At 68.0% G+C, this 21,903-nt stretch carries 23 protein-coding genes; 11 read left to right on the forward strand and 12 right to left on the reverse strand.

The genetic code is table 11. The features are described 5' to 3' along the window. The first annotated feature begins 37 nt into the window (after positions 1 to 37). Genes W7U_RS22050 through W7U_RS22060 form a run of 3 tightly spaced genes read left to right on the forward strand, consistent with a single transcriptional unit; the run spans position 38 to position 2,498 of the window. Complete coding sequence (locus tag W7U_RS22050; RefSeq protein WP_008262794.1) at positions 38 to 583, forward strand: hypothetical protein; 546 nt, start codon at positions 38 to 40, stop codon at positions 581 to 583. Further along, a complete protein-coding gene (locus W7U_RS22055) occupies positions 580 to 888 on the forward strand; it encodes a PE family protein (protein WP_008262795.1) in 309 nt (102 codons plus the stop codon). Before W7U_RS22050 ends, W7U_RS22055 begins: the two co-directional genes overlap by 4 nt. 20 nt (positions 889 to 908) lie before the next feature. Further along, positions 909 to 2,498, forward strand: a complete 1,590-nt coding sequence (locus W7U_RS22060; RefSeq protein WP_008262806.1) for a PPE domain-containing protein — start codon at positions 909 to 911, stop codon at positions 2,496 to 2,498. Between the two features lie 9 nt (positions 2,499 to 2,507). Here W7U_RS22060 and W7U_RS22065 read toward each other — a convergent pair whose 3' ends face one another. Together W7U_RS22065 and W7U_RS22070 are read right to left on the reverse strand one after the other, a co-directional pair. After that, positions 2,508 to 3,197, reverse strand: coding sequence for a class I SAM-dependent methyltransferase (locus W7U_RS22065; protein WP_014378803.1), 690 nt, complete (start codon positions 3,195 to 3,197; stop codon positions 2,508 to 2,510). Positions 3,198 to 3,283: 86 nt separating this feature from the next. Continuing rightward, positions 3,284 to 4,183 carry a class I SAM-dependent methyltransferase gene (locus W7U_RS22070; RefSeq protein WP_008262811.1) on the reverse strand — a complete coding sequence of 300 codons (900 nt, stop codon included), beginning with the start codon at positions 4,181 to 4,183 and terminating at the stop codon, positions 3,284 to 3,286. Between the two features lie 103 nt (positions 4,184 to 4,286). On the opposite strand from W7U_RS22070, the gene W7U_RS22075 reads away from it, so the two are divergent. Together W7U_RS22075 and W7U_RS22080 are read left to right on the forward strand one after the other, a co-directional pair. Then, a complete protein-coding gene (locus W7U_RS22075; protein WP_008262818.1) occupies positions 4,287 to 4,709 on the forward strand; it encodes a nitroreductase family deazaflavin-dependent oxidoreductase in 423 nt (140 codons plus the stop codon). A gap of 279 nt (positions 4,710 to 4,988) precedes the next feature. Beyond that, positions 4,989 to 6,536: a SulP family inorganic anion transporter gene (locus W7U_RS22080; protein ID WP_008262821.1), complete on the forward strand. Its 1,548-nt coding sequence runs from the start codon at positions 4,989 to 4,991 to the stop codon at positions 6,534 to 6,536. Between the two features lie 9 nt (positions 6,537 to 6,545). On the opposite strand, the gene W7U_RS22085 is transcribed toward W7U_RS22080, so the two are convergent. After that, a complete protein-coding gene (locus tag W7U_RS22085) occupies positions 6,546 to 7,403 on the reverse strand; it encodes an LLM class F420-dependent oxidoreductase (protein ID WP_008262823.1) in 858 nt (285 codons plus the stop codon). A gap of 84 nt (positions 7,404 to 7,487) precedes the next feature. Here W7U_RS22085 and W7U_RS22090 point away from each other — a divergent pair, with 84 nt between their 5' ends. Together W7U_RS22090 and W7U_RS22095 are read left to right on the forward strand one after the other, a co-directional pair. Further along, complete coding sequence (locus W7U_RS22090) at positions 7,488 to 8,459, forward strand: 2-hydroxyacid dehydrogenase (RefSeq protein WP_008262833.1); 972 nt, start codon at positions 7,488 to 7,490, stop codon at positions 8,457 to 8,459. A 141-nt stretch (positions 8,460 to 8,600) separates the two neighbouring features. Continuing rightward, complete coding sequence (locus W7U_RS22095) at positions 8,601 to 9,020, forward strand: ATP-binding protein (protein WP_008262834.1); 420 nt, start codon at positions 8,601 to 8,603, stop codon at positions 9,018 to 9,020. Positions 9,021 to 9,040: 20 nt separating this feature from the next. On the opposite strand, the gene W7U_RS22100 is transcribed toward W7U_RS22095, so the two are convergent. From W7U_RS22100 to W7U_RS22115, 4 genes are all read right to left on the reverse strand, one after another. Continuing rightward, positions 9,041 to 10,258, reverse strand: coding sequence for a cytochrome P450 (locus W7U_RS22100; protein ID WP_008262836.1), 1,218 nt, complete (start codon positions 10,256 to 10,258; stop codon positions 9,041 to 9,043). Between the two features lie 78 nt (positions 10,259 to 10,336). Beyond that, on the reverse strand, positions 10,337 to 12,010 hold the full coding sequence (locus W7U_RS22105) for a VWA domain-containing protein (RefSeq protein WP_008262842.1): 1,674 nt from the start codon (positions 12,008 to 12,010) through the stop codon (positions 10,337 to 10,339). Further along, positions 12,010 to 12,828 carry a CbbQ/NirQ/NorQ/GpvN family protein gene (locus W7U_RS22110; RefSeq protein ID WP_008262844.1) on the reverse strand — a complete coding sequence of 273 codons (819 nt, stop codon included), beginning with the start codon at positions 12,826 to 12,828 and terminating at the stop codon, positions 12,010 to 12,012. Before W7U_RS22110 ends, W7U_RS22105 begins: the two co-directional genes overlap by 1 nt. Next, positions 12,829 to 14,007, reverse strand: coding sequence for a spirocyclase AveC family protein (locus tag W7U_RS22115; RefSeq protein ID WP_157884953.1), 1,179 nt, complete (start codon positions 14,005 to 14,007; stop codon positions 12,829 to 12,831). A 104-nt stretch (positions 14,008 to 14,111) separates the two neighbouring features. On the opposite strand from W7U_RS22115, the gene W7U_RS22120 reads away from it, so the two are divergent. After that, positions 14,112 to 14,714, forward strand: a complete 603-nt coding sequence (locus W7U_RS22120; protein WP_008262849.1) for a TetR/AcrR family transcriptional regulator — start codon at positions 14,112 to 14,114, stop codon at positions 14,712 to 14,714. A 35-nt stretch (positions 14,715 to 14,749) separates the two neighbouring features. Here the strand turns inward: W7U_RS22120 and W7U_RS22125 are convergent, their stop codons facing one another. From W7U_RS22125 to W7U_RS22135, 3 genes are all read right to left on the reverse strand, one after another. Beyond that, positions 14,750 to 16,105: a wax ester/triacylglycerol synthase family O-acyltransferase gene (locus tag W7U_RS22125; RefSeq protein WP_008262850.1), complete on the reverse strand. Its 1,356-nt coding sequence runs from the start codon at positions 16,103 to 16,105 to the stop codon at positions 14,750 to 14,752. Positions 16,106 to 16,214: 109 nt separating this feature from the next. Then, positions 16,215 to 17,543: an MFS transporter gene (locus tag W7U_RS22130; protein ID WP_008262852.1), complete on the reverse strand. Its 1,329-nt coding sequence runs from the start codon at positions 17,541 to 17,543 to the stop codon at positions 16,215 to 16,217. Between the two features lie 289 nt (positions 17,544 to 17,832). Then, positions 17,833 to 18,405 (reverse strand): hemerythrin domain-containing protein, encoded by a 573-nt coding sequence (locus W7U_RS22135; RefSeq protein WP_008262854.1) that lies wholly within the window; start codon positions 18,403 to 18,405, stop codon positions 17,833 to 17,835. 341 nt (positions 18,406 to 18,746) lie between these two features. Here W7U_RS22135 and W7U_RS22140 point away from each other — a divergent pair, with 341 nt between their 5' ends. From W7U_RS22140 to W7U_RS22150, 3 genes are all read left to right on the forward strand, one after another. Further along, positions 18,747 to 19,631, forward strand: coding sequence for a cyclopropane mycolic acid synthase family methyltransferase (locus W7U_RS22140; RefSeq protein WP_008262860.1), 885 nt, complete (start codon positions 18,747 to 18,749; stop codon positions 19,629 to 19,631). Between the two features lie 83 nt (positions 19,632 to 19,714). Further along, positions 19,715 to 20,269 (forward strand): hypothetical protein, encoded by a 555-nt coding sequence (locus W7U_RS22145; RefSeq protein WP_008262862.1) that lies wholly within the window; start codon positions 19,715 to 19,717, stop codon positions 20,267 to 20,269. A 70-nt stretch (positions 20,270 to 20,339) separates the two neighbouring features. Further along, positions 20,340 to 20,693: a VOC family protein gene (locus W7U_RS22150; RefSeq protein WP_008262864.1), complete on the forward strand. Its 354-nt coding sequence runs from the start codon at positions 20,340 to 20,342 to the stop codon at positions 20,691 to 20,693. Between the two features lie 7 nt (positions 20,694 to 20,700). Here the strand turns inward: W7U_RS22150 and W7U_RS22155 are convergent, their stop codons facing one another. Next, on the reverse strand, positions 20,701 to 20,967 hold the full coding sequence (locus W7U_RS22155; RefSeq protein ID WP_008262866.1) for a YdeI/OmpD-associated family protein: 267 nt from the start codon (positions 20,965 to 20,967) through the stop codon (positions 20,701 to 20,703). Then, the gene (locus W7U_RS22160; RefSeq protein ID WP_008262867.1) at positions 20,964 to 21,857 is read right to left on the reverse strand and encodes a hypothetical protein; all 894 of its coding nucleotides are present in this window, start codon (positions 21,855 to 21,857) and stop codon (positions 20,964 to 20,966) included. The genes W7U_RS22155 and W7U_RS22160 overlap by 4 nt, the downstream gene beginning before the upstream one ends. Positions 21,858 to 21,903: the final 46 nt, after the last annotated feature.

The raw sequence follows: 21,903 nt of genomic DNA on the forward strand, positions 1-21,903 counted from the left end.
AGGGCCAGGCTAGCCGCTCGCAATTTATGCTTTCCGGATGACCGTGATGCAACGCCCTGCGGCCGGCTTCATGGCCGTCCGCGAGGCGGTGTTCCCCCTGCTTGCGGCCGCCACGATCGTCGCCTCCACCGATGTCCGGATCCCGCTGGGCCTGCCCGGGCACCGTGGATTGGTCTGGCTGACCCTATTGGTGGCGGTGGCGCTGGTAGCCGTCCGGCGCGAGACGGTGCTCGTGGTCGGGGCGGCCTCCACGGTGGCGACGTTGCCGATGCACGGGTGGGGCGAGCCGTTGTGGAGTAGTCGCTATGTGGCCGCGGCGGCGTTGCTGTACGCCGCCGCCGCGCTGCCGGCGGTGCGGGTGCGGCGATGGTTGCTGGCGCCAGCCGCCGGCCCGATTCATCTTGTCGCACTGGCTAGTTCGGTGTTCGGCCTGCGCGCCGGCGGTCATGTGTCGATTTGGGTGTCGAGCGGGCTGCTCGAAAAGGCCGGCTGGCATCTGGTTTTCGGATTGTCAGCCGGTCTGCTCGCCTGGGTGGCGGCGACGTTCATGGGCAGAAACCGATGTGAGGAGTGGCCGCTATGACGCTACGAGTCCTTCCCGAGGGCCTGGCCGCGACGAGCGCGGCGGTGGAGGCGATCACCGCCCAGCTCGCGGCCGCGCATGCGGCCGCCGCCCCGGTGGTCTCGGCGGTGGTTCCACCGGCGGCCGATCCGGTATCGCTCGGAGCCGCCGCGGTTTTCAGCGGCAGGGGCAGCCAGCATACGGCCGCGGCGGCCAAGGGCGTCGAGGTGTTGGGCCGGGCCGGGCTGGGTGTGAGCCTCGCGGGCATCGGTTACGAAACCCAGGACGCGGCGGACGCGGCGACGTACCTGGGGGCAGGCGGCTGACGATGACCGCTCCGGTATGGATGGCGCTGCCCCCCGAGGTGCATTCGACGTTGCTGAGCAGTGGTCCCGGGCCGGGCCCGCTGCTCGCCGCCGCGGGCACCTGGGCCGCCCTGAGCTCCCAATACCAGTCGGCGGCAACGGAATTGACGGCGGTACTGACCGGATCGGCCGGGGCGTGGGATGGCCCGACCGCGGAAACGTATGTCGCCGCGCACATGCCGTACCTGGCCTGGCTGGAGCTGGCCGGCACGCTGAGCGCCGAGGCGGCCGCCCAACATCAGGGGGTGGCCACCGCTTACGCGGCCGCCCTGGCCGCGATGCCGACGCTGCCCGAGTTGGCCGCCAACCATGCCATGCACGCCGCCTTGGTGGCAACGAATTTCTTTGGGGTCAATACGATTCCGATTGCGCTCAACGAGGCCGACTACGCGCGGATGTGGACCCAGGCGGCCACCACGATGAGCACCTATCAGGTCACGACCGAAGCCGTGCAATTGACCAGCGGCGCCGGCTCGGGCGGTGGCAAGGGAACCGGTAGTGGAACCGGGACCGAGACCGGAACTGGGGCGGGCGGCGGGACCGGAACCGGATCGGGCGGCGGCGGCGGTGGCGGGCAGGGGTCGTTCCAATTGCCCACACCCGAAGAGATCTGGGAGATGCTCTTCGGGCCCGACGGCGAAAAGATCCCCGGCCAGGGACAGCCGAACTGGAGCCCGTCGGAGTATCTGCAGAATCTGGGGAACTTCTTCAACGGAAACGCCCAGGCCCTGGCGTGGCTTCAGCAGAACGCGTCAGGTCTGCTCAACCCGTCCACATTCCCGGCGCTGATGAATTATTTCATCGCCTGGCAGACCTTCCGGATCATCAACTGGACGATCAGGACGCTGCGGTTCATCCTCCAGGAGCTGCCGCTGCTGTTGCAGGTCGGCTTGAGCCTGTCCATCACCAGCCTGGGAGGACTCGCCGGACTGGCGGGCCTGGCGGGGCTGGCCGGGGTGGCTGCGCCGGCCCCGGCGCCCGTGGCCGCCCCGCAACCCGCCGTGGTGGGGATGCAGCCGCCGCTGGTGTCGGTTGCGCCGGCGATGGCTCCGATGGCCCCGACCTCCCCGGCGGCCCCGGTCACGTCGATGACATCGGCCCCGGCGACCACGGTCTCCACCGTCGCGCCGCCCGCGGCGCCCCCCACGCCCCCCGCTCCGGTGACCGGCGCCGAGGGCTTCGGCTACATGGTGGGCGGCCTCGGCCTCGGCATGGGTTCGAAAGCGCAGAGCCGCACCAGAACCGGGCTACCGGCCGCGCAGGCCGCCGCGGCGGCGGCGCGCGCGAGCGCGCCGGAACGGGAGCGGGCACGGTCGCGGCGCCGCCCGCGTTCGGTCATCGACCCCGGCCACCGGTACGAATTCATCGAGGCCGACGACGATTCCGGCGCGGTGAGCGCGTCCCAGCCCGACCGGGCCCTGGCGTCGGACTCCCCCGGTGCGATCGAGGGTTTCACCGGGACGCTGCCCAAGCCCGACGTGCGGGCGGGAGGCCTGATCAGGTTGGCCGGCAATCAGCCCGGTGACGGCGCCCGTCTGCCGATGTTGCCGGAGAGCTGGGACGGCCCGTAGGTCGCGCCGCTAGCCGAGATGCGCGGACAGTAACCAGGCCCCTACGGACTTGCGGCCGTTGCCCTCGTCACGGATGTCGGCACCGGCGAAGGCCTGGAAGCCTTCCAGAAAGCTCTCCGGCACGTTGGCGTGGATGCGGGCCGGGCGGATCTCGTCGATCACCCAGTACTTGGAGACCGCGTCGCGCAGTTCGTCTTCGGTGACCGCATTGACCGGGCCATCGGCCGGCATGGCGGCGCGGTCAAAGACCAGCACGAAGTACGACGCTCCGGGCGCGGCGGCCCGCACGATCGACTGCTGATAGCCGTCGCGCAGCTCGACGGGCATCGAGTGGAACAGGGTGCTGTCGACGATGGTTCCGAAGCGGCCGTCGTACCCGGTGAAGGCACTGATGTCCGCGACGTCGAAGCTGGCGCTGGTCAGGCCGCGCCGGGCGGCCTTCTCGCGCGCCAACTCGATGGCGGTGGGCGACTGGTCCAGGCCCACCGTGGTGAAACCGCGTTCGGCCAGGTACAGCGACACCGCCGCCTCACCGCAACCGGCGTCGAGCACGTCGCCGTGGAACTTGCCGGCCTCGATGAGGGCCGCGATCTCGGGCTGCGGCTCACCGATGCTCCATGGCGGCCGGTTGCCCTCGCCCATCTCGGGGGCCTCGCCCCGGTAAGCAGCTTCGAACATCTCTTGCGTTGGCTGAGTCATACCACCATTGATATCAACCACCCTGATATGTGTCAACAAAGTTGATATAGCGGGGATCGGCGCGCCGGCGATGCCCGTGGTGGCCGCTACCGAAGTGTCGCGGTCAGGTAGCCCGACGCGTCGCCGAACGAGGCCAGCTCATCGTTGGGCACGCCGAACCCCTGGGCGGCGAAGGCCTGCTCGGTGGTCCGTACGTCGGTCCGCCACCCGCGCGCGGCGAGGTATTCGGCCGCGGTGTTGCGCTCGCCGGTGTAGAAAAGCTCGGCCAGATTGATGCTGGACCCGATGCGCCGTGACCGCTCGGTCAGCTTCTGTGCCCAATCCGACGGAATCTTGCGCAGGTCCAAGTGTTCTGTGGCGATCCGGCTGCCGGTCGCCGACGCGGCGGCGATGTTGTCGAACAGGCGGTCTTGCGCCTCGGGCGGCAAGTAGACGAGCAGGCCCTCGGCGCTCCAGGCGGTCGGTTGCGCGGCGTCGAATCCGGCTTCCGCGAGCGCCGTCGGCCAATCGTCTCGCAGGTCGATCGGAACCGTCCGCCGCTCCGCGGCCGGCGTGGCACCCAGGCCGGCCAGCGTCCGCGTCTTGAACTCGATGACCTCGGGTTGGTCGATCTCGTAGACGATCGTGCCCGCGGGCCAGGCCAGCCGGTAGGCCCTGGTGTCCAGTCCGGACGCCAGGATGACGGCCTGCCGGATGCCCGAGCCCGTCGCCTGCAGGAAGAAGTCGTCGAAAAACCGGGTGCGCACCGTGATCTGTTCCTTGACGGCCTGGCGGTTCAGCAGCGGATCGTCGCTGCGGTCGAGCGGGCTGTCGAGGAGCTTGATGAAGGTCTCGGTGCCGACGGCGCGCACGAGCGGGTCGGCCCAGGGGTCGTTCAGCAGGGCGTCCGGGCCTTGGGAGGCGATCGCGCGCTGTGCGGCGACCGCTGTCGCGGTGGCTCCGACGCTGGACGCCAGATCCCACGTGTCGTTCTCGGTGCGGGCCACGCCAATCTCCTCTCGGCCACGAACGCCTGATTAGTTAGCTTATGTAAGTGACGACTCGACTGTACCCGCTCCGCCGGAGCAGGCGGTGGTGTTCACTGTCGTTATGGGCGACCACATCGAGCTGAGCCCCAGGGGCTGGGTCCGCGAGCAGACCGAACAAATCCTGAGTCGCGGCACCACCGACGGGGTCGAGGTCTTCGACCGGCCCATCGTCCTGCTGACCGTCACGGGGGCGAAGTCCGGCAAACAGCGTTACGTACCGCTGATGCGGGTCGAGAAGGACGGCCGCTACGTCATCGTCGCGTCCCACGGTGGCGCCCCCGAGCATCCCGCGTGGTACGCCAACGTCAAGGCGAACCCGACGGTGACGCTGCAAGACGGCGACAAGGTCGCCACGCTCACGGCTCGCGAACTCGAGGGGCCCGAGCGCGACGAGTGGTGGCAGCGGGCCGTTGAGGCCTTTCCTCCCTACGCGGAATACCAAACCAAGACGGCACGACAGATCCCGGTCTTCGTTCTGGAATGAGAAATTTGCGGCACCGCTGACGGGCCCGCGCAAACATTTGCATTCGATATGCGCCAGGCCCGTCCGGTTGACCGGTCTTGGTTGCCCACCTACTTTCGTACGCAGAGGCCAGGCACGCCCTGCTGAACAATGATGTTCAGTGAATTTGAATCGCCTGGGCCGCACGGCTTTACGAAGTGTTCCGGTTGCCGTTGTCGGATGGATACCCCAAAAGTCCACCGTCATTGACGAATTCAGGAGAAGCTCTTGCAACACGCTGAATCGTCGGGTCGGCAAGGGGTGGAGCAGGGCGTATCGTCCCGCATTGACCGGTTCCGCGAGATCGCCCAATACGACCTGCCCGCATCGCTGGTGGTTTTCCTGGTGGCGCTCCCGTTGTCCCTCGGGATCGCAATCGCTTCGGATGCGCCCGTTCTCGCCGGCTTGATCGCGGCGATCGTCGGGGGCATCGTCGGAGGATGGATCGGCGGGTCGCCCCTGCAGGTCAGTGGGCCCGCCGCCGGACTGACCGTCATCGTCGCCGATGTCGTCCATCAGTTCGGCTGGGGCATCACATGTTTCATCACGGTCGTCGCCGGAATCCTGCAAGTTGTGTTGGGATTCAGCCGAATTGCACGCGCCGCACTGGCGATCTCGCCGGTCGTCGTGCACGCCATGCTGGCCGGCATCGGGATCACGATTGCGCTACAGCAAGTGCACGTGCTGCTGGGTGGCGCCTCGGAAAGCTCGGCATGGAGCAACGTCACCGGGCTGCCCGCGCAGATTGTCGGCGCTCACCGGCCGGGGCTGGTGCTGGGGCTGCTGGTGATCGCCATCCTCGTTGCCTGGCGCTGGGTTCCGGCGCGGGTGGCCAGCATCCCCGGGCCACTGGTCGCCATCGTGGTGGTCACGGCGATCTCGGTGGTGTTCCCCTTCCACGTATCCCGGATCGTGCTGAACGGCTCGGTGCTCGACGCGCTGCAATTACCGACGCTGCCGCACGGGAATTGGGGCGCCGTGGTGATCGCCGTCATCACGGTCACCCTGATCACCAGCGTCCAGAGCCTGCTGACTGCGGTATCGATCGACCGCATGCACAACGGACCGCGAACCGACTTCAACCGCGAGCTGATCGGGCAGGGCGCCGCGAACATCGCGTCGGGCGCGATCGGTGGGCTGCCCATCGCCGGTGTCATCGTGCGCAGCGCGGCCAACGTGAACGCCGGTGCGAGAACGCGCGCCTCGACGATCATGCACGGGTTCTGGATCCTGCTCTTCGCCGTGCCCTTCGCCGGGCTGGTCGAAAAGATCCCGACCGCTGCGCTTGCCGGCCTACTCATCGTCATCGGGATCGAACTGCTCAAACCGGCGCACATCGAAACCGCCCTGCGCAACGGTGATCTCGCCGTCTACCTGGTGACCATCACCAGCGTCGTCTTTCTCAACCTGCTGCACGGCGTCATGATCGGACTCGCCTTGGCGGTCATCGTGACCGGTTGGCGGGTGGTGCGCGCCCGGATCGAGGCCAAGCCCGTGGGGGATGGATGGCACGTCGTCGTCGAGGGGGCGTGCACGTTCCTGTCGTTGCCGAGGCTGACCGGTGTCCTGGCGTCCATCCCGGAACGCACGTCGGTGACGCTGCACCTGCTCACGAGTTATCTCGACCATGCGGCCCATCAGGCGATCAGCGACTGGCAGCGGCGGCATACCGCCACGGGCGGGGAGGTTCATCTCCGCGAAACGCTCGAGACGGAATCCGTTGGGGACGAGGGCAAGCCGTCAAAACCCCACCGCCGCAACGCGCACCTGAGCCTGGTCGCTCAGCTCTCCGCGGACGCTCGCGCCTGACGCGGGACGCTAGGTCAGGTCGGCGGCCACTCGTTCCAATGCGGCGAGGTGGTCGTCGACGTGCGCGAAACCGGCCTTCATGGTGTTCACCGACAGATGGCTGGCCCCGGCGGCTTTCCACGCGGCGATGTCGGCGGCGAGCTTGTCGGGGTCGCCGGTCCAGCTGACCCGGCCTTCCATGCCGATGCTCCGCGGGTCCCGGCCCGCCGCCTCGGCCGCCCGGTTCACCTGCGCGAGCGCGTGGTCCAGGTCGGGGCCCGGCGCGGTCATCGGAAACCACCCGTCGCCGAGGCGGCCGGCGCGTTCGTAGGCCCGATCGGAGGCCGCCCCGAACCACACCGGGATCGGCCGCCGGGTGGGCAGCGGGGCCAGGCCCGCGCCGGTCACGGTGTGGTACTTGCCCTTGAAGGTGACCGATCGCTGCGTCCAGAGCATGCGCATGAGCTCGACCTGTTCCTCGGAACGTTTTCCGCGGTTGGTGAATGTCTCCCCGAGCGCTTCGTACTCCACGGCGTTCCAGCCCAATCCGACACCGAGCCGCAAGCGCCCGCCGGTGAGCAGGTCGACCTCGGCGGCCTGCTTGGCCACCAGCACCGACTGCCGCTGCGGCAAAATGATGACGCCCGTGACGAGTTCCAGGCTGGTGACCGCGGCCAGGTAGCCCATCATGACGAAGGGCTCGTGAAACGTCGAGTCGATGTCGTAGGGGCCCTCGAAGCCCCGGTGCACGGTCGTGTCGGCGCCGACGACATGGTCGTAGGCCAGGATGTGGGCGAACCCGAGCTCCTCGACGCGCTCGGCGTAGGCGCGTAGGACGGCGGGATCCGGTCCGAGCTCGGTCTGCGGGAAGACGACTCCGATGCGCATTCGCGGTTCAACCGTCCCGCATCGCGATTGCTTCCCACGCGGCCCGTCGCTCGATACCGCGCGGGCTTCACGCATGATGGGGACGTGACGGCCAAGGATCTGAGCGGCGTGCTGAGGGTCGGCGAGCTGGAGCCGACGCTGGCAGAAGAACTGGCGGCGCGCTACGAGATTGCGAAGCTTCCCGACGGCCCGGCGCGGGCCCGATTCCTGGCCGAGCACGGCGCCGACGTGCGCGTGCTGCTGACGTGGGGACCGCCGGGCGTCGACGCCGACACCATCGCCGCGCTGCCCAACCTCGAGGCCATCGTCAACGACGGGGCCGGGGTGGACCTGATCGACCTGGAGGCGGCGAAGCGCCGCGGCATCGGCGTGAGCAACACCCCGGACGTGCTGTCGGACACGGTCGCCGACACGGCGCTGGGCCTGATGCTGATGACCCTGCGCCGCTTCGGCGCCGCCGACCGCTACGTGCGGGCGGGCCGCTGGGCGCGCGAGGGCCGGTTCCCGTACGCCCGAGACGTCAGCGGCCTCCAGGTGGGCATCCTCGGCCTGGGCCGCATCGGTTCGGCGATCGCCACCCGGCTGCTCGGATTCGATTGCGCCATCGCGTATCACAACCGGCATCGCATCGACGGGTCGCCCTACCGCTACGCCGCGTCGGCTGTGGAGCTCGCCGAGTCGGTCGACGTGCTGGTCGTCGCCACCACGGGCGACCACGAGTCCCACAAGCTGGTCGACCGCTCCGTGCTGGCGGCCTTGGGTCCCGAGGGGTATCTGATCAACATCGCCCGGGGCAGCGTCGTCGATCAGGACGCGCTGGTGGAGCTGCTCGTCGGCGGCGAGCTGGCGGGGGCCGGCTTGGACGTCTACGCCGACGAGCCGCAGGTGCCGGCCGAACTGTGCGACCTGGACAACGTGGTCCTTCTCCCGCACATCGGCAGCGCCACGGCCCGGACCCGCCGGGCGATGGCGCAGCTGGCGATCCGCAACCTCGACAGCTACCTCGACACCGGCGAACTCGTGACGCCGGTGCTGACGCCGCGCCGTCGGCACTGACCGCCTCCCGGCGTCGTGACCAGGCGATCCTGGATGGAAACCGGTCTGTGGCCGAAGCGATACCGCGAGAAGGTTATCGCCGCAACCGCATCTGGGTATCCGGCTCTCATGAGTCCGCTACTGCAGGAGACAGCCGCGCCGGTGCGCTTGACGCTCGCGGGCACAGCGCGCCCCGATACGGCGGCGAAGTGGCGCCATGTTTTGCAACACTGGCTGCGGCACGAGGTGCGCGCGTCGGAGGACATTCGTGAGGACGTCGTTCTGGGGGTGAACGAGGCGTTGGCCAATTGCGTCGAGCACGCCTACCGCTCCCGTCGCGAGGCCGGCGCAATGAAATTGCAGGCCAGCTACGATCCCGCCGCCGAGTCAATCCGGGTATGCGTCAGCGATCGCGGAAGTTGGCGCAAGCCCTCGTCGAGGCAGACCACCGATCCCCGCGCCTCGCGCGGCATCACGCTGATGCACCGCCTCGCCGATCACTGCACGATCCACGCCCGCCCCAACGGCACCAGCGTCTATTTAGACTACACGACCGACGCGGATAGCGCTGTCCAGCAATAACTTTCACGCAGGAACCGAGCTCAGCCGCCCGAGGGCGCCGAGGGCGTGAACGTGACCGGCATGCGCTCGAGGCCGCTGACGAAGTTGGCCGGCCGCAGCGGCAGCGGGTCCTGAGACGCCAACTCCATGTCGGGCAGGCGTTTGAGTAGTCGCTCGAGCATCATCGAGAGCTCCAGACGCGCCAGCTGGTTGCCCAGGCAGAAATGGGTTCCGAAGCCGAATGCCAGATGGTTGTTGGGGTAGCGGTCGATCCGGAAGCTCTCGGGATCCCCGAACACGGCCTCGTCGAAGTTCGCCGATTCGAAGAGCAGGATGATCTTCTCGCCCCGCGCGAGCTGGGTGCCGTGGAACTCGAGATCGGCGGTCATGGTGCGGGCCATGTTCTTGACCGGCGCGGTCCACCTCAGCATCTCTTCGATCGCGTTGGGCAGCAGCGCCACGTCGTCGACCAGTTGCCGGTGCTGTTGCGGGTGGCGCAGGATCTGCGCGGTGCCGCCGGACAGCGTGTGCCGGGTGGTCTCGTCGCCGCCGATGAGCAACAACAGCACCTCGGTCACGATCTCGTGGTCGGCGAGCTTCTCGCCGTCCACCTCCGCGTGCACCAGCACGCTGACCAAGTCATCGGTCGGCTCGGCCTTGCGCGCCGCGATCATGCTCGTCATGTATTCGGTGTAGGCGGCGAAGGCGTCGATGGAGACCTGGAAGTCCTCTTGCGCGGTCGTGCTGCTGAGCATGGTGACCATGTCGTCGGACCAGCGCAGAAACATCTGCCGCTCCTCGGGCAGGACCCCGAGCATGTCGCCGATGACCGCCATGGGCAGCGGGGCGGCGAGGTCCCAGACGAAGTCGCACTCGCCGCGTTCGCAGACGTTGTCGATCAGGGCGTCGCACAGCGCGCCGATCGAGGCCTCCCGGTCCTTGACGCGTTTCCGGGTGAAGCCCGCGTTGACGAGTTTGCGCCGCAACAGGTGGGCGGGGTCATCCATCGCGATCATCATGGGCGGCGCGTCCTGGTCCGGCCGGATACCGCCGGCGTTGGAGAACAGCTCGGGCGCCCGCTCGGCGTCGATCACGGCCTGATACGTCGCCGCGGCGGCCAACCCGTTGCGGTCCCGAAAGACCGGCTCGTTCTCGCGCATCCACCGATAGACCGGGCGCGAGTCGCCCGCGTAGAAGGCGCCATCGGTCAGATCGACGTCGGGCCGTGGCTGATGTCGCGTGTCAACAGTGCTTGGCATGGCTCACCCTTCCCCAAAGCGGGCATGCGCAGTCTTACCGTGGACCTTACAGTAGGCGTCGTGGTAGCAATCCCACCCTCACGCCGGCCCCGGTGCGGCGCGCTCACGTAGCGCCGTCAGGAACATCTCGTCCATCCGCGGACTCACCTCGGCCAGGGTCGCGGCGCTGACGTAGCGCGCGGAGCCGAAGACGCGCTCGAGCTCTTCGGCGGCGGTGGCGCTCCCGATCGACAGGCACAAACAGGCCACTCCGTCGCCACGGAGTTCCTCGAGCGCCTTGTTCGCGTCGGCCTCCGCGTAGCGACCGTCGTAGCCGTCGTCGTAGGGGCACCCGTCGGACAGGACAAGCAGCAGCCGGTTGGGTGTGCGGGCTTCGGTGTTGAGTATCTCGCCCGCGCCGCGGATCGCCGCACCTAGGCGCGTATACCCCGACGGCTCAAGCTGATTGAGCCGGGCGCGTTGCGGGGCGCCGAAGCGCTGTCCGAACGTTTTTATCGCCGGCAGGTGCACGGCGTGCCGCCCGTGGGATCGAAACGCGTAGATGGCCACGCGGTCGCCGAGTTCCTCCAGGGTCATCGCCACGGTTGCCGCCGCGCGCCGCTGGTGGTCGTGGACCCTGTTCCCCCGCAGGTCGGCGTCGGTGGCCGATCCGGACGCGTCGAGCAGGATGAGGACGCCGAGGTTCCGAACGACGTTGCGGCGCTGGGTGTAGACAGCCTCCGTGGGTGAACAACCGGAGCGCAGGTCGACGAAGAGATCGACGAGCGCCTCGATGTCGATCTCGTCACCGTCGGGGCGCGCGCGTAAGAGCTTGGGGCCGAGACCGACGCGTGCCAATCGCCGCCGCAGCTCGTCGTCGTGCGAGACGTGCGCGGCCGAGATGTGGGTGGGCTTGGTGAGCGGAAAATCGATGACGCGGCACCAGTCCGCCCGATAGCGGTTGTTGAAGACGTCCCATTCCGGATGCAGTGCACCGCCGATTCCCAGAGCAGCGCCGGGCCGGTCGCCGACGAAATTGATGCGCGTCGGAAGTGGACGGGCTGACGCGCCGACCGCTCGTGCCGGCCGGATCGAGCGCGCCTCAAACTCCCCGCCCGACGAGTCGTCGCCGCGCGACGGCGCCTCGCCCAACAGTTTTCGCAGAAAGTCCATCAGTGCCCGCGAACGCAGCAGCGGATTCTCGAACAGCTTGAGGACCTTGCTTTCCTCGGAGGCGGCGTCGTCCTCGTCGTCGGGCTCCCGCTCGGCGACGAGCTCGATCGCCGTCCGCAGGTCCGTATCCGTGGCCGGCGCGGCCCGGCTGTCGGACGACGCCAGTAGTTGCGCCGGACGGATGACACCGAACCACGCCGGAGGGTCCGCGATTCGGCTTGTGCCCCTGGCCATTTCGAGGGACCCGTCCGCGGTCGCGGTGCGGGGATCACCGTCGGGGCGAAGTGCCGCCGCCAGCGCAACGGTGGGGGCGAGTTCGGCGAGCACCCGGTGGCCTTCCAGCGCGAGGTAGCGGCGCGCGATCGCCGGCCGGCCTCGCAGCCGCTTCACCAGCCGCCGATCCAGGCTGCCCGCGCCGAGCAGGGCGGCCTGGACCAGCACCTGCCGGCGCTGCTGCCCGGCTGGGTCGGCGGCCGGGACGAAGATGACGGCGCCGTTCGTGTAGGCGTCCTGGCCGGGCGCCGCCCGGGCGACGTCGACGGCCCGGCCGGCCAGGTAGGTGGCGAGGAGCCGATACCGTTGCGGGCCAACGGGATCCATCACCTTGGAGGCAGCAGGGAATCGACGAGCTCGCCGAGTGCCGTGACGACCTCCCGGTCATCGGAGAGGATCCGCACGATCGCCGCCTGGACGGCGCTGCGCAGGCTGAGTCCTTCGGCGACCAGGCTGCCGGCCAGGATCAGCGTGCGGGTGGACGACACCTCGCGCAGCGGTGAGCCATCGAGCTTTCGGATCGCGTTGCCCACGGTGACCAGGGCGCGTGCCGTCGCATCGTCGATTCCCGCTTCGTGGGCAACGACTTCCGTCTCGGCCTCGACGGGCGGGAAGTCGAGTTCGATGGCCACGAATCGCTGCCGGGTCGACTCTTTGATGTTCTTCAGCACGCTCTGGTAGCCGGGATTGTAGGAAATGACCAGTTGAAATCCCGGTGCCGCGGGCACGGTCGTTCCCAGGCGGTCGACCAGAAGCTCGCGGCGATGATCGGCGAGCGGATGGATGACCACCGTGGTGTCCTGGCGCGCCTCGACGATCTCGTCCAGGTAGCAGATCGCGCCCTCGCGAACGGCCCGCGTCAACGGCCCATCCACCCAGACCGTTTCCCCCCCTTTGAGAAGGAAACGCCCGACCAAGTCGGCCGACGTCATGTCTTCGTGCGCCGCGACGGTGATCAGGTTGCGGCCGAGCGCGTGGGCCATCGCCTCCACGAACCGGGTCTTGCCACATCCCGTCGGGCCCTTCAGCAGCACCGGCAGGCCGCGGCGCGCGGCGGCGCGGAACACCTCCACCTCATCGCCGGCGGGCCGATAGAACGGTGCCTCCGACGCCGGGCGCACGGTGGGCTGGGAATCCGTCAGCACCTAGCGCCCTCGCGCGCCCTCGAAGGGGACGACCTCCGGCAGCTGGCCGCCCGGCGGGAGGACGAGATGGCCGTGCACGTCGACGTATCCGGAACGCTTGGTGGGTATGGGCAGGGCGGGATTCGGGCATGGCGTGTCCGTGCCGTCGCCGCAGATGCCGCCGTTGAAGTACGAACGCTTCTGGTGGTCTTGGGGCCACGGGTCGGAGTGCATTCCGATCCATTGCGCGGGCACGTTGTAGAAGAAAAAGAAGCACGAGCTGACGCCGGCGAAGATCGCCAGGAAGCGCGTGAACTGCTGTCTGGCGAATCCGCCTCGCACGTGGTCCAATCCGCGCTCGACGACGGTGCGGCCGCGATCGTCGGTGAAGAAGCGCAGACAGCACAGCGCGGCCTGCACACCACCCCACATCAGGCCTTCGTAGACCGGCCATTGGTAGTAGGTGTCGGCATTGAGCGACACGGACCTGATGGCGCCGGGGTAGGTGTAGAAGCCGATCGGTAGCAGGACCAGACCCTCCATGACGAAATCGAAGACAAACGCGAGCGCGTAGGTGACGAGGACCAACCGAAGATTGCTGATGTTCGGCCAGCGCGTCTTGATTTTGCGCATGATCCAACACCCGACGATCGTGATCAGCAGGACGCCGTAGGCGTAACCCGGAGCGTTGGTCAACAGCGGCTCGGACACCTGACGGCCCGGCTCCTCCGGGGAAACCCAACCCGGAATGTTCGACGACCAGGAGCCGCGGTTGAACAGCCAGGTGTTGTAGGTGCACCACGTGTTGAAGTAGTTCAGCAGCGGATCCTGGAAGAACATCAGGCCCATCGACAGCACGAGCATGCCGTCCAGCGTGATCCGCCGCTCGCGCCGCCACGGCCGGATGAAGAACCACCACACGACGACCGGCAGCGCGATCCATAGCACCACCGCGTTCGCCATCAGCGGCACCTTCATGTACATCGGCGGCTCGCTCGGTCCCGACGGCACCCGCTCGAAATACGGGCCGGTGATCCACCGGATCCACACGTAGAGCTGGAGCACCAGCAGCGCGCCACCGGCGGCGGCCCAAATCTTGATCGGTCGCACCGGCGACGCGGCCTGCGCGCCGAGTTCGCCCGCGCCGGGCAGTGGCTCGGTGACGGACGACGGCTGGTTCCTGTTCGCGAGATCGCTCATGACGCTGGTGTCCTCCGGGGTCGGCATTCCACGCTCCGAGCAATATACTCACGAGTATCTGAGAAACGGAATAGCTTCTCGCAAGCTCTGGCAGAATCTGGCGCATGGTTGAGCGTTGGACGCGAGAGCGCCGCCTCGAGCACACTCGCTCGCTATTGGTCGATGCCGCCGAGGAAGTCTTCGGCGAAAAGGGGTTCGTCGCCGCGACGCTCGACGACATCGCCCACGCCGCCGGGTACACGAAAGGCGCGATCTACAAACACTTCTCGACGAAGGAAGACCTGTTTCTGGCGGTCAGCGACCGCTACTGGCGCCGGTACTTCGTCAACTTCACCGAGGTGATGGCGCCGGCGACGCAGGTCGGTGCGCGCGAACTCGACGAGATCGCCAAGCGCTGGAGCCAGCTCAGCCGCGATCGCGGGGCGGAGCACGCCGCGCTGGGTCACGAGTTCATGCTGTACCTGCTGCGCAACCCCGAGGCGCGGGAACGCGTGGCCGCCAAGCGATCAGAGGCCGTCGAGGCGCTGGCCAAGTTCATCGTGGCGGGCATCGACCGGCTCGGCGGGACGTTGCTGATCCCCGCGTCGACGTTCGCCCAGGTCCTCGTCGCCACCAGCGACTCGGTGGTGTTGGGCAGTCAACTCGATGACGTGGACCTCTTCCGCCCGATCGTCGAGATGTACGTGTCCGTGATCAAGCTGCCCTGACCGCCGATCCGAAAAGGACTGTGGCGCACGGCGTCTCAGGCACCCGTGGCGATCTCCAGGTCCTTCAACGACTCCTCTAGATGACCGAGCATCCGCTGCAGGTGCGGGACGCTGCGCCGGCAGCCGACCAGGCCGAAGTCGAGGTTGTCGGCGTTGTTGGTCACCGTGATGTTGACCGCCTGGCCGTCGAGGGGGATGGACAGCGGATAGTTTCCGTCCAGGCGGGCCCCGCGCCAGTACAGCTGCTCCGAGCGACCCGTCGACACGTTCGAGATGACGATGTTGAACGGCGGCGAGGCCGCGGAAAGGTAGCCGGGGACCAACCCGAGGAACAGGCCCCCGATGTTGAAGGCGGACAGGGCCAACTGCTGAACCGGCGGCAACTGCCAGAACACCTCTTTGGTGTCGCGAATGGATGCGCTGATGATCTCGAGCCGTCTCGCCGGATCGTCGAGATCGGTGGCGAGGTTGCACAGGAAGGTGCCGACCATGTTCCCGCCGCGGTCGTCGTCGTCCTTGCGCAGATTCACCGGAACCATCGCGGTCAGTGGGGCGTCCGGCAGCGCGTTCTGATCCAGCAGGTAGGCGCGCAGGGCCCCGGCCGACATGGCGAGAATGACGTCGTTGACCGTGACGCCGGCGGCCGCCTTGACCGCGTTGATGCGCTCCAACGCCCAGGACTGGGCCGCCACCCGCCGCGCACCGCCGATCCGGACGTTGAACATCGACCGCGGCGCCTGGAACGGGAGCGTGAGTTGTTGTTCGAGCAGCGCGGCCCGCGCGAGCTTCAGCGTGGACGGCGCCAACGCCAGCGCCGACCCCGCGGTGCGGCCCACCCGCCCGAACAGCGACGGACTTCTGCGTCCGCCGCGCTTGCGCGGCGCAATGCTCCACGGGACCCGCACCTCGTCGTCGTCGGGATCGGAGGTGAAGGCCCGCTGCATCAGGCGAAGCGCCGAGACGCCGTCCATCAGGGAGTGGTGGTACTTGGTGTACACGGCGTACCGCCCGTCCTGCAGGCCCTCGACCAGGTGCGCCTCCCACATCGGGCGGTGCCGGTCCAGCAGGCTGCCGTGCAGCCGGGAAACCAGCTCCAGGAGGTCTCGCACCCGTCCCGGTTCCGGAAGCGCGGAACGGCGAAGGTGGTAGTCGAGTTCGACTTCCTTGTCGAAGGACCACGCGACGTTGGTGACCCCGCCGAAGAACGCCGGACGCTTGCTGAAGGCCGGTTGCACGTCGGTGCATTCGAGCATCGCCTGATAGGACTCGCGGACGAAATGCGGGCCGGCATCCTCGGGCGGCTCGAAGAGCTGCAGCGCGCCCACGTGCATCGGATGTTCGCGTGATTCGCCGAGGAGGAACAGCGCATCCGTCGGTGATATCGGTTCCATGCGTGTCGCCCCCAACTGTTGCCGTCGCGCCGCCCACCGCAGGGACGGCCTACCTCCTAATAGCCACAGCGGGTGGCGGCCCAAACAGCCATCCGCCCCGGGACGGTCGCTAGCGGACGTCGTCGGCGAGCGCGCGAGCCTCCCGCTCGGTTTCGACCGCGGGCCCGGAGCCCGGCAACGGCTTGCCGGCGACTTCGGGGGTGAACAGCAGCGTGATCGCGCCCACCACGCCCCCGAAGATCAGCATGTAGGCCGGCACCATCACGTTGCCGGTGCCCGAAACGAGAGCCTGGGCGATCAGCGGCGTGATGCCGCCGACTAGCGAAATCGAGATGTTGTAGGAGATGGCCAGCGCGCCGTAGCGCACGTTGGTGGGGAACAGCGCCGGCAGCATGGCCGGCCCGGTGCTGTCGAAGCACAGCTCCATCAAACCGATCAGCAGCACCCCGATGAAGATCACCGGGTAGATGCCGCCGAAGCGGATGAGCAGGAACGCCGGGATGGAGGCGACGATCAGCAGGCCGCACCCCGTCCACATGATCGGTTTGACGCCGATGCGATCGGACAAGGCCGCGACGAGCACCACCGTGCCCATCAGGATCGCCAACGTGGTCACGATCATGACGAGTCCGGCGGTGCGGCCCACACGCACGAACAGCCGCAGGTACGTCGGCAGGTATCCGGTGAGCATGAAGTCGGCGACCTGGGAAGTCAGCACCAGCGCCGCGCAGATCAGCATGGGCCGCCACTGCTCGACGATGGTGCGGTGAATCTGCTGCCGGCCCTGGTCGCCCGCGTGCGCGTCGTCATGGGCGCTCTGATAGGCAGAGGACTCCTCCAGCCGCAGCCGCAGGAACAGCGCCACCAGCCCGAAAGGCAAGCCCAACAGCAGCGGAATCCGCCAGCCGTAGGTCAGCATGGCGTCCTCGGGCAGCCAGGTCTGCAGCCCGGTCACCAGCAAGCCCGCCAGGACGAACCCCACCAGATTGCCCATCGGCAGGAACCCGACCATCATGCCGCGTTTGTGATCGGGGGCCTGCTCGACGAGATAGGTCATGGCGCCGACGTATTCACCACCGGTCGACAGGCCCTGGAATATTCGCGCGAGGACGAGCAGGATCGGCGCCCAGATGCCGATGGTGCTGTAGGTGGGCAGCAGGCCGGTCACAGTCGTGCTCACCGTCATCATCAGGATGGTGACCACCAGGACGCGGTGGCGCCCGATCCGGTCGCCCAGCGGACCGAAGATGAACCCGCCGAGCGGACGCACGACGAACGCCGCCGCGAGCGTTCCAAAGGTCGCGATGAGGTGGACTCCGCTGACGTTCTTGCCGGGATAGAACACCTGGGCGATCGTGGTCGCGATGTAGCCGTAGACCCCGAAGTCGTACCACTCCATGAAGTTCCCGATCGCGGTGCCCATGATGGTTCGGCGCATCGCGGGGTCGGCGACCCTGATTTCTCTACGTGCCCATTTCCTCCGGCGGCGTCGAATAACCATCGAATCAAGACTTACCCACAACTTTCTCAGGGACAACCGGCGGGGTGGGCTTCACGGCCCTGACGTGGGACGACCGGCGGCGATCGCCGCGATCCCGCTCGGCCACGATCGCGTGCGACAAACGCCAGCTAGAACGGGTCGCCGGCATTCACGTCGGCGGCACCGCCGCGCCGCCGGAGGTGACGCGGGGTTATCCCCGTCACGTTCGCCCGGTCACGGGCGCGCGTCACTGGCCTTTCAGGCTGCCGATGCGCAACGAGAAGTCCCCGGGCCCGGGGCGGGGGGCCTCCACCTGCTCGACATAGCGACGCGGGTCCCGGTCCGTGATGGGCAGCCCCTCGGTGGTCGGGTGCTCGGCCATGAACTCGCTGTATTGGCGCCCGAGCGCTTCGCGAAGGCCGATCGGGGCGTTGCGGCGGAAGTCCGAGAGCCCTTCGCGTTCCTCCTCGCCCATGTGATCGTCGTTGGCCTCGCGGGTGCGCCCGACCGCCGCCCACCATTGCTCGCTGCCGAGTTCGGCCGCGTCGGCGTCGCGCACCCCGTCGCGGATGTCGTTGTGGTCACCGATGGCGTCGAGGGTTTCGCCCTCGGCGTCCTCGCCACCCCGTTTGAGCAGTTGGGGGTAGAAGATCTTCTCCTCGATGTAGGCGTGCACGTCGAGCTTGTCGGCGAGCGGTCGCCACACCCGTTCGAGACCGGTGCGGTCGGCCGGCTGCTGTGCCTGGAGGTAATCCAGCCGGGCGAACTGTTCGCGGAACCAATCGTGGTCGGCGAGGATCAACATGGTGATGTCGGCCATCGGTGAGCCTCCGCCCCTGTGACGCCGGTCAGCCGGCTGGGTTAGCGCGTTCGACACCATTTAAGAACGCCAGCCTCGTCTTACCCGCTTGCGGGGTCGATGTAACGACCCCGTAGGCACCGCATCGATGTGCTCGCCCGAGTTGCTCTGCGCCGCAGGGGATTAGCAAATTTGCACCGACGTAAGTGTTCTGGCAGGCTGAGAGCCATTTCGGCGGCACTAAGCTGGTCGGAAACTCGGCGGAGGGGCACGGTGTGCCGGCCGGATACACTGGGGCGTCCGTGCGGCGATCGATTCGATCGCGCCGTTGAACCCGATATGAATAAGTCAGAGGTTGTGCCTTGTCCGAAAATCCCGGCGATGCCGTCAGCTTGGAACCGCATTTCGAGGACGTACAAGCGCACTACGACCTGTCCGACGAGTTCTTCGCGCTCTTCCTGGACCCGACGCGGACCTACAGCTGCGCGTATTTCGAGCGCGAGGACATGACGCTGGAAGAGGCGCAGATCGCCAAGGTCGACCTCTCGCTGGGCAAGCTGGGATTGCAGCCGGGCATGACGTTGCTCGACGTCGGGTGCGGCTGGGGCACCACGATCGTCCGCGCGCTCGAGTGCTATGACGTCAACGTCGTCGGGCTCACGCTGAGCCGCAATCAGCAGGCGCACGTGCAGCGCCGCCTCGACGCGCATCCGTCCGCGCGGTCCAAGCGGGTGCTGCTGCAGGGCTGGGAGCAGTTCGACGACAAGGTCGACCGCATCGTGTCGATCGGCGCCTTCGAGCACTTCGGGCGTGACCGCTACGACGATTTCTTCAAGACCGCCTATGAGGCTCTTCCGGCGGACGGCGTGATGATGCTGCACACCATCATCAAGCCGAGCGACGAGGAATTCGCCGAGCGCGGGCTGCCCATCACCATGACCAAGCTGCGCTTCATGAAATTCATCATGGACGAGATCTTCCCGGGCGGGGATCTACCCCAGGCCAAGGGCGTCGTGGAGCACGCCCAGCGTGCCGGCTTCGGGGTGAAGCTGGTGCAGCCGCTGCGCCTGCACTACGCGCGCACCCTCGACACCTGGGCGGCCGCACTCGAGGCGCGCCGCGACGAGGCGATCGAGATTCAGTCCGAAGAGGTCTACGACCGGTACATGAAGTACCTGACCGGCTGCGCGGACCTGTTCCGTGAGGGCTACACCGACGTCGCGCAGTTCACCCTGACCAAAGGCTGACGCCCGTCCTGTGCCCCCATCCCGGGGGCGCCCGGTTTACCGGCATAGCACGGCGGGTAATTCCACGGCAACAACCTGATTCGGTGGGTGTCGATGTCCTTCGGCGCAAGCCGCAGGAAGGACGGATCGTGGCCGCCAAACACCGCATGCCGGAGTCGCTGCAGCAAACCCAGACGCCGACCGATCGAGGTCAGCGTATGTCCGGTGCGGCGAAGGTGTGCGAGATCGTCTGCGCTGCCCTGATATGCGCGGCGTGCCTGACGGCGTTGGTGCTCAACGGGGTCCGCGCCGACAAACGAACCGTGACCGCCGAGGTCAGTCCGCCTTCCGTTTCGCAGCCGGTGAAGCAGGAGGGCACCGTGATCGCCGTGACGGTGGACTCGGTCACCATGCGCAGCCCCGACGGGTACACCCAGACCTATCGCTTCACCCCGGACACCACCGTCATCACCCATCGCGGCAGCCAACCCGCCGTCGCGGCACCGCAATTCACCGTCAACGACCGGGTGGTTGTGGTGGGCACCATCGAAGGTGGCTCGGCGCTGGCGACCGCGGTGGCCTACCGCGGCGCGGGACACGGGGAGGCGCCGCCGATGGATTACCTTGAGGGGCAGCCGGTTCCGTCCGACGCCGCCTGAGCCGCTCCCCGGTTCTCCGCGGGATGCCCGCCCGCCTAGGCTGATAGCGATCCAGCCATACGGAGGCGCCATGAGCGAGCACGAAGCCAAGATGATCATCCTGTCCACCGACGACCTGGACGAGTCGATCCGGTTCTACAGCCAGACCCTGGGCATGCCGTTGAAGTTTCGCGACGGGGCGCACTTCGCGGCCCTGGATGCGGGCCCGGTCACGTTGGCGCTGGCGACCGCCGTGGACCATCCCATCCCCGGCCAGGTCGTCGTCGGCATCAAGACCGCGGACGTCGACGCCGCGGCGAAGGCTGTCGAGGCCGGCGGTGGTGGCATCGTCAAGGGCCCCTACGACGACGCCCACGAACGACGCGCCGTGGTCTATGACAACAAGGGCAACGGCCTGGTCTTCTACAAACCGCTGGGACGCTAGCGGGCGCCTACCTTCCGGTGCGTTCGCGGTGTTTGCAGCCCGGCCAGCAGCACGGCCGGCGTTTGCCTTCCTCCAGCTCCTCCTTGGTGCGGCGGATGCGGCGCGCCCGGGTGGCCTCCTGCTTGGCGTCCTCGACCCAGCAGATGAACTCGTTTCGGGCCAGCGGCGTGATGTCGTTCCAGGCGGCCAGGGCCGTAGGGTTGGCGAGCAACGACTCGCGCAGGTCGGCGGGCAGCTTGTGCACCACCCCGCCGGGCACTCGCCGGGCGCTCATCGGTCCACCAAATGTGCGTCGTCATCGTGCAATTCGTCGCGGCGTAACGCCATCGGGGTCCCTGCGGGGATATCGCCGGCGGCGACCACGGCGCGGGTGATGGGGGACAGCGCCCGAAACAGCGTTTCGACCTCGTCGTCGCTGAGCGCGTCGAGCGCCGACAGGGAAAGGGCGTCGGTGCTCGACTCGATGTGGTCCTTCAGTTCGCGCCCGGCGGCGGTCAGCGTTCCGTCATCGCTCAGCAACCCCCGCTCGGCGAGGCGCTGTTCGTGATGGCGCCATGCCGCCTCGTCGTAATCGCGGGTGCGGGCGATGTAGTCGCGCGCGACGTTGCCCGCCGCGGCGTGTAAGACGTTGGATTCACGTCCGGAGATGCCGGCCGCCGCCAGCACCGCCACGTGCCCGTCACCGCGCTGTTCGCGCAGCAGCGTCGTGGCGTGCCACAGCGCGGCCAGGGGATCGTCGGGCCAGGGCAGGGCCAGATTAGCGGCGAACAGCGGGCGGGCATCGAGCGGCGCGTGGCGCGCCGCCTTCCCGGCGAGTTCGGCTGCCACGCGGACGTTTTCGTCCGACCCGAGGCCGTAGCGGCGCAGCGCCGCCACCGCGGACTCCTGGCGCGCCCGCAATGCGGCCTCCGGACCCGCGATCTCCCACGCCGTCGGCAACGCCTTGGCAACCCGTTCGGGTGCGAAGTTGTAGAAGACTGAGGTCACGACCTCCCGCGGCACCATGCCCAGCGGCGCGGAGCGGGCCGCGAAATAGCCCATCCAGAAACCCCGGTAACCCAACGCGTCCAACGCCGCACGGGCCTCGGGCGCGAAATACGTCACCGCGTGCACCGGCTCGTAGCGATCGAAGAAGCGCCGGGCCAACTCGGGTTGTCGTCGCATGCTGGCAGTTAACCACCGGTGACGGGTGGGGACCAAGCACGCGGCC

Origin of the sequence: Mycobacterium sp. H4Y (assembly GCF_000364405.1) — a bacterium.
In the GTDB taxonomy this organism is placed as follows: Bacteria; Actinomycetota; Actinomycetes; order Mycobacteriales; family Mycobacteriaceae; genus Mycobacterium; species Mycobacterium intracellulare.

Excerpts from the sequence above, each read along its gene's own strand:
- W7U_RS22050 (WP_008262794.1), top strand. The coding sequence starts at position 38 with ATGACCGTGATGCAACGCCCTGCGGCCGGCTTCATGGCCGTCCGCGAG.
- W7U_RS22055 (WP_008262795.1), top strand. The coding sequence starts at position 580 with ATGACGCTACGAGTCCTTCCCGAGGGCCTGGCCGCGACGAGCGCGGCG.
- W7U_RS22060 (WP_008262806.1), top strand. The coding sequence starts at position 909 with ATGGCGCTGCCCCCCGAGGTGCATTCGACGTTGCTGAGCAGTGGTCCC.
- W7U_RS22065 (WP_014378803.1), bottom strand. The coding sequence starts at position 3,197 with ATGACTCAGCCAACGCAAGAGATGTTCGAAGCTGCTTACCGGGGCGAG.
- W7U_RS22075 (WP_008262818.1), top strand. The coding sequence starts at position 4,287 with ATGGGCGACCACATCGAGCTGAGCCCCAGGGGCTGGGTCCGCGAGCAG.
- W7U_RS22085 (WP_008262823.1), bottom strand. The coding sequence starts at position 7,403 with ATGCGCATCGGAGTCGTCTTCCCGCAGACCGAGCTCGGACCGGATCCC.
- W7U_RS22100 (WP_008262836.1), bottom strand. The coding sequence starts at position 10,258 with ATGCCAAGCACTGTTGACACGCGACATCAGCCACGGCCCGACGTCGAT.
- W7U_RS22105 (WP_008262842.1), bottom strand. The coding sequence starts at position 12,010 with ATGGATCCCGTTGGCCCGCAACGGTATCGGCTCCTCGCCACCTACCTG.
- W7U_RS22115 (WP_157884953.1), bottom strand. The coding sequence starts at position 14,007 with ATGAGCGATCTCGCGAACAGGAACCAGCCGTCGTCCGTCACCGAGCCA.
- W7U_RS22120 (WP_008262849.1), top strand. The coding sequence starts at position 14,112 with ATGGTTGAGCGTTGGACGCGAGAGCGCCGCCTCGAGCACACTCGCTCG.
- W7U_RS22125 (WP_008262850.1), bottom strand. The coding sequence starts at position 16,105 with ATGGAACCGATATCACCGACGGATGCGCTGTTCCTCCTCGGCGAATCA.
- W7U_RS22130 (WP_008262852.1), bottom strand. The coding sequence starts at position 17,543 with ATGCGCCGAACCATCATGGGCACCGCGATCGGGAACTTCATGGAGTGG.
- W7U_RS22135 (WP_008262854.1), bottom strand. The coding sequence starts at position 18,405 with ATGGCCGACATCACCATGTTGATCCTCGCCGACCACGATTGGTTCCGC.
- W7U_RS22150 (WP_008262864.1), top strand. The coding sequence starts at position 20,340 with ATGAGCGAGCACGAAGCCAAGATGATCATCCTGTCCACCGACGACCTG.
- W7U_RS22155 (WP_008262866.1), bottom strand. The coding sequence starts at position 20,967 with ATGAGCGCCCGGCGAGTGCCCGGCGGGGTGGTGCACAAGCTGCCCGCC.
- W7U_RS22160 (WP_008262867.1), bottom strand. The coding sequence starts at position 21,857 with ATGCGACGACAACCCGAGTTGGCCCGGCGCTTCTTCGATCGCTACGAG.